Source organism: Ornithinibacter sp., from assembly GCF_035443565.1.
Lineage (GTDB): Bacteria > Actinomycetota > Actinomycetes > Actinomycetales > Dermatophilaceae > Fodinibacter.
In genome coordinates this window covers 38,538-43,952 of the sequence record NZ_DAORSO010000004.1, presented here as the reverse complement: position 1 = coordinate 43,952, position 5,415 = coordinate 38,538, and the positions used below count along the sequence as shown (strand labels likewise).

At 72.6% G+C, this 5,415-nt stretch carries 6 protein-coding genes; all 6 read right to left on the bottom strand.

Going from position 1 to position 5,415, the window contains the following annotated elements:
- Positions 1-686, bottom strand: a 686-nt coding sequence (locus PLL68_RS01265) for an iron chelate uptake ABC transporter family permease subunit (protein WP_324530895.1), incomplete at its 3' end; no start/stop codon positions are given.
- Complete coding sequence (locus tag PLL68_RS01260; protein ID WP_324530894.1) at positions 686-1,741, bottom strand: FecCD family ABC transporter permease; 1,056 nt, start codon at positions 1,739-1,741, stop codon at positions 686-688. The genes PLL68_RS01260 and PLL68_RS01265, both read right to left, overlap by 1 nt.
- Entirely contained in the window at positions 1,738-2,790 is a 1,053-nt protein-coding gene (locus tag PLL68_RS01255) for an ABC transporter substrate-binding protein (protein ID WP_324530892.1), read from the bottom strand. The genes PLL68_RS01260 and PLL68_RS01255 overlap by 4 nt, the downstream gene beginning before the upstream one ends.
- Before the next feature lie 211 nt (positions 2,791-3,001).
- A complete protein-coding gene (locus tag PLL68_RS01250; protein WP_324530890.1) occupies positions 3,002-4,204 on the bottom strand; it encodes an ABC transporter permease in 1,203 nt (400 codons plus the stop codon).
- A complete protein-coding gene (locus tag PLL68_RS01245) occupies positions 4,201-5,088 on the bottom strand; it encodes an ABC transporter ATP-binding protein (RefSeq protein ID WP_324530888.1) in 888 nt (295 codons plus the stop codon). The genes PLL68_RS01250 and PLL68_RS01245 overlap by 4 nt, the downstream gene beginning before the upstream one ends.
- Before the next feature lie 72 nt (positions 5,089-5,160).
- Positions 5,161-5,415, bottom strand: a 255-nt coding sequence (locus PLL68_RS01240; RefSeq protein WP_324530886.1) for a response regulator transcription factor, incomplete at its 5' end; no start/stop codon positions are given.

Here is a 5,415-nt window from a genome sequence, read left to right as displayed (position 1 = left end):
CGCGCGATCTCGGCCCAGGTGACCGAGTTCAGGCTGCCGCTCAGCCAGATCAGCGCATCCTGCGCCTGGTAGGTGCTCGCGCGCACGAGCACCCAGTGCACGACCGCCGACAGCCCGGCCGCGAGCGCCACCCCGACGAGCACCATCCGGCCGGTCGCCCCACCGCGACCTCCGGCCTGGCTGAGGATGAGCGCCGCCGCACCGAACGCGCCGGCCAGCGCCGCGAGCGTGACCGGTGTGCCGCGCACCCCGAACGTCACGACCGCGATGACGGCCCCGGCGCTGGCCCCGAGGGTGATGCCGAGGACGTCGGGGCTCGCGAGCGGGTTGCGCAGCAGCACCTGGAACGCCGACCCGGCCGCCCCGAACGCCGCCCCCGCGAGCACGGCCATGACCGCCCGCGGCAGGGTCGACTCCATGAGCACGAACGACGCCCCGGGGATCTGCTCGCCGCCGATGATCGCGATCGCGTCGACGAACGAGACCCGGTAGTCGCCGAGCAGCGCCCGCACGAGCACGAGGGCGACGAGCAGCAGGAGCAGGACACCGACGACGAGGGCGCGGCGGCGGCGCGGGCCCCGCCGGGCGGCGGCAAGGTGCCGGGCGACCGCGTCGGATGCCGTGGTGCCGGATGCCGTGATGGTCGCCGTGGGTGCCGGGACGGCATCCGTGGTTGACGTCGCCATCACAGACCCTTGACCCGGCGGACGACCGCCACGAGGACGGGTGCCCCGAGCACCGCGCAGACGATTCCGGCCTGTACCTCACCCGGTTGGGCGATGAGGCGGCCGACGACGTCGGCGAGCACGACGAACACGGGGCCGAGGAGGAGCGAGACGAGCAGCACCCGCCGGTGCTCGACCCCGACGACGGCGCGCACGAGGTGCGGCACCACGAGCCCGACGAACGCGATGGGCCCGGCCAGCGCCGTGGCACAGGCCGCGAGCAGCACGGCACCAGCGGCGGCCAGCCCCCGGTGCAGCATGACGTTCTGCCCGAGCCCGCGGGCCAGCTCGTCACCGAGGGCGACGGCGTCGAGCGTCGGACCGGACGTGAGGGCCAGCACCACGCCGACGAGGAGGAAGGGCGCGATGTCGAGCACCTGGGTGGCGTCACGACCGGCGACCGAGCCCACCTGCCAGAACCGGAAGCTGTCCAGGGCACCCCGGTCGGTGACGACCACGGCACCGATGAGGCTCTGGGCGAGGGCCATGACGGCTGCCCCGGCGAGTGCCATCGACACCGGGGCACTCGCGCGGGGCGCCATGAGGGTGAGCGACTGCACCAGCACGGCGACGGCGATGGTGCCGACGAGCGCCGCGACGACGTAGCCGGTCACGCTCGACAGCCCGAGGAAGCGGATGCCGATGACGACGGCCAGGGCAGCCCCGGCGTTCAGCCCGAGGATGCCGGGCTCGGCGATGGGGTTGCGGGTCAACCCCTGCAGCACCACCCCGCTGAGAGCGATGGCTGCCCCGACCACGAGCCCGATGACCGTGCGGTCGACGCGGGAGGCGACGATCGCCGCGGTCTCCTGGCCCACCGGCATCCCCCGCAGCGCGTCGAGGACCTCACCAGGCGCAAGGGACTGGACACCGACGAGCACCGACGTCAGCGAGGTGACCGCGATCAGGGCGAGGCCGGCCGCGACGACGACGGCGGGCTTCCCCTGCCTCGAGTGCGCAAGTGGTTGCCAGGGCGACCACTTCCGCACTCGACGCGGGGTGAGGGTGGAGGTCACGAGGTGGGCGTGCCGCTCAGGGCAGTGGCGATCTTGGGCAGGAAGTCGTCGACGGCCGTGCGCACCGACAGCGGGCTCGGCAGCGACATGGACAGGGCGATCGCGTTGTCGGCGCTGGCGACGAACTGCTTCTTGCGCAGCGCCGGGATCTGCGAGAGCAGGGCGTTGCCCATGATGTCGTCGGTCTGGGTGCCCTCGGCGGCGTAGAAGACGACGAGGTCGGCGTCGAGCGTCGAGGCCTTCTCGGCCGACAGGTTCACCGAGAACGCCGAGGGGTCGGCCTTGCTCAGCTCGACGACGGTCGGGGAGTCGACGAGGCCGAACTCACGCAGCATCTGCGGTCGCAGGTCGGCGGTGGTGTAGAGGCCGATCGTCGACAGGTCGGTCGGGCTGAACCACGCCCACGCCGCACTCTTGCCCTTGAGCTGCGGGTTGGCGGCCACGGCATCCGCGATGGTCTTCGTCGTGGCGGCCTCGAGCGCGGCGGCCTGCGTGGGCCGGCCGAGCGCCTGGCCGATGGCCTCGAGCTGGTCCTGCCAGGGCGTCCCCCACGGCGCGACCGTGTAGGGCACGACGGGGGCGATCTTGCTCAGCTTGTCGTAGTCCTCCTTGGAGACACCCGAGGACAGGCCGAGGATGAGGTCGGGCCTGGTCGCCGCGATGTCGTCGAAGGGGATGCCGGCGGAGTCGTCGTAGCGGGCGATGTCGCCGTCCTTGACGCCGAGTTCGCCGGCCTTGGCGTCGAACCAGTCGGTGGAGCCGTCGGCGTTGCCACCCCACGTGATCTTGGGGGCGCCGACGGGGACGACCCCCAGCGCCGCGACGACGTCGGCGTCGGCCCAGCCGATGGTGGCGACCCGGGTGGGGGTCTGCTCGATCGTCGTCGACCCGTGGGCGTGGGTGATCGTGACGGGGTAGGCCGCGGCGTCGACGGCGGTGCTGCTCGTGGCCGAGGACGAGGCCGCGGTGTCACGCGGCCCGGTCGAGCACCCGGCGAGGGCGATGAGGGCCAGCGCGGGGGCGGCGAGCAGGTGACGGCGAGACGGCATTCGGGTGACCTCCGGAGCAGTGGGCACGCCAAGTAAGGCAACCCTTAGTTAGGTAAGCCTCACCTTAATCACACCCTGCTGCGTCCTGCAACCCGGTGGTCGGGGCCACCAACCTGCCGGACGTCCCCGAAGGGCTGTCGGCAACGTCCGGCAGGTTGGCTGCTCCAGCAGCCAACCTGCCGGACGCAAGGAGGTTCGCGGGGACGAGCCGCTACTCCGGGGCGGACCAGGCCTGCCGCATGGACAGCCGACCCTGGGTCTGCAGCAGCGACCGCCGGTACAGCCGCTCGGCCAGCAGCACCACCGCGCCCGCAGCCACCGCGAGGATGCCCAGCGCCACGAGCGGCTCCCACCACTGCGCGGACCCCTCGAGCACGCGCTGCGGCATGAGGATCGCCGACGCCGGGGGCACGTAGGACAGCACCGTCTGGGCCGGGCCGTCGAGCAGGAGGGAGCCGAAGAAGATCGCGACGAGCAGCATCGTCACCGGGGTGGACGTCGACTGCACGTCCTCGGTGCGACTGGCGAGCGCCCCCGCGACGGCCCACAGGCAGGAGATGAGCAGGAAGCCCAGCAGGAAGAACACGAGGAACCACCCGAGTGCCCCACTGACCGAGGGCAGGAACGAGGAGTACGGGGTGAACCGCAGACCGACGAGCCCGATCGCCGCGTACAGCGCCATCTGGCCGACTGCGAGCACCGTGTTGCCGGCGATCTTCCCCGCGAGCAGGTGCCGCACGGGGATCTTCGTCGCGATGATCTCGACGATGCGTGACTGCTTCTCCTCGACGACGCTGTTCGCCAGGGTCATGCCGAAGATGAGCGAGGCCATGTAGAACAGCACCGCCAGCGCGAAGGCCATGCCCTGGGCGAACCCGCGTTGGTCGGCGTCGCCGACGAGGACGTCGGACTCCAGCGTCGTGCCCGCCGTCAGGGCCGCCACCGACGTGCCCGCCCGATCGGCGTTCTGGGTGAGCACGGCGTCGCGCACCACCGTCGCGGTCACCGCCTCGAGCCCGCTCGGCACCTCGTCGTGGGCGACGAGCAGCCACGACCCGTCGCGCTCGGTGAGCCACGCGTCGGCGTCGTCCGCGCGCACCGCCGCCTCGGCGGCTGCGTCGTCCGCAGCGGGGACGACGGTGACCCGGATGCCGTCGTCGAGCGTGGGCGCCTGACGCGCCACGGCATCCGCCATCGTCTGGGCGCTGGAGGTGACGACGACGTCATAGGTCCTCGTCCGCTCGGCCAGCACGGCCTGGAGCACGACGAAGCCGATGATCAGCGCCAGCGTCAGCAGGGTGCCGACCAGGAACGAGCGGTCGACGAGCTTGGTCGCGACCTCACGGCGGGCCACGAGCAGCCACGGCTGGCCGACCTCGGTGGCCGATGAAGGCTGAGTCGTCTGGGTGCTCATGCCGTCACCTCTCGGTAGATCTCGGACAGGGGCGGGACGACCTGCGCGAACTCGAGCACCGGGCCGCGGTCGACGGCGGCCCGCAGCACGGCCTGCTCGGCCCCCGGGTCGATGAGTTCGAGCAGCGCCCGCCCCCCGTCGACGTCGTGGACGTGGATGCCGCGCTGGTCACGCACCCACCCGACGTCACCCGCCGTGACGAGTCGGTAGCGAGTGGGCCCACCGGCGCGCAGCGTCTCCACGGTGCCCTGGGCGACGACCCGGCCGCGGGCGAGCACGATGAGGCTGTCGCACAACCGCTCCACGAGGTCGAGCTGGTGGCTGCTGAACAACACGGGCACGCCGGATGCCGCCCGGTCACGCAGGATGTCCGCCATCGCGTCGACGGCGGCCGGGTCGAGTCCGGAGAACGGCTCGTCGAGGATGAGCGCGGTGGGGCCGTGCATGAGGGCCGCGATGATCTGCACCCGCTGCTGGTTGCCCAGGCTGAGCGCCTCGACCCGTTCGCCGGCCCGGTCACCGAGCGAGAACAGCTCGAGGTGCTCGGCGACCGCGCTCTTCGCCGCCGCCGACGACATCCCAGACAGCTGCCCGAGGTACGCGAGCTGCTCGGCGACCTTCTGCTTGGGGTAGAGCCCGCGCTCCTCGGGCATGTAGCCGAAGCGCTGGCGGTCGGCGGCGGTCATCGGCCGATCCCCCCACAGCACCTGCCCGGCATCCGGGCGAAGCACGCCCATGATCATGCGCATCGTGGTCGTCTTGCCGGCGCCGTTGCCGCCGACGAACCCGGTCAGGCCACCGGGGCGCACGACGAGGTCGACCCCGTCCACGGCCCGCACGTCGCCGAAGGTGCGGGTCAGCCCTCGTGTCTCGATCTGTGCCATGCCTCGACGCTAGACGGGCGGTCGCGGCGGTGGATCAGCCCGCCGGGTGAGGTCGGCGGGCGGCCCCGCGGGTCAGGCCTCCGCCGGGAGGACGAGGCCCGCCTCGTAGGCGACGACGACCGCCTGCACCCGGTCGCGCACGTGCAGCTTGGCCAGGCAGCTCGACACGTGGGTCTTCACGGTGGCCTCGCCGAGCACGAGGTGGGCGGCGATCTCGCTGTTGGACAGCCCTCGCGCGGCCAGCACGAGCACCTCGCGCTCGCGGTCGGTGAGGCGGCTGAGCCCGTCGAGCCGCGCATCCACCGCGGCCCCGCGCAGGCCGGGCGC

Coding starts and splice junctions, on each gene's coding strand:
- PLL68_RS01255 (WP_324530892.1), bottom strand. CDS start 2,790: ATGCCGTCTCGCCGTCACCTGCTCGCCGCCCCCGCGCTGGCCCTCATC.
- PLL68_RS01250 (WP_324530890.1), bottom strand. CDS start 4,204: ATGAGCACCCAGACGACTCAGCCTTCATCGGCCACCGAGGTCGGCCAG.
- PLL68_RS01245 (WP_324530888.1), bottom strand. CDS start 5,088: ATGGCACAGATCGAGACACGAGGGCTGACCCGCACCTTCGGCGACGTG.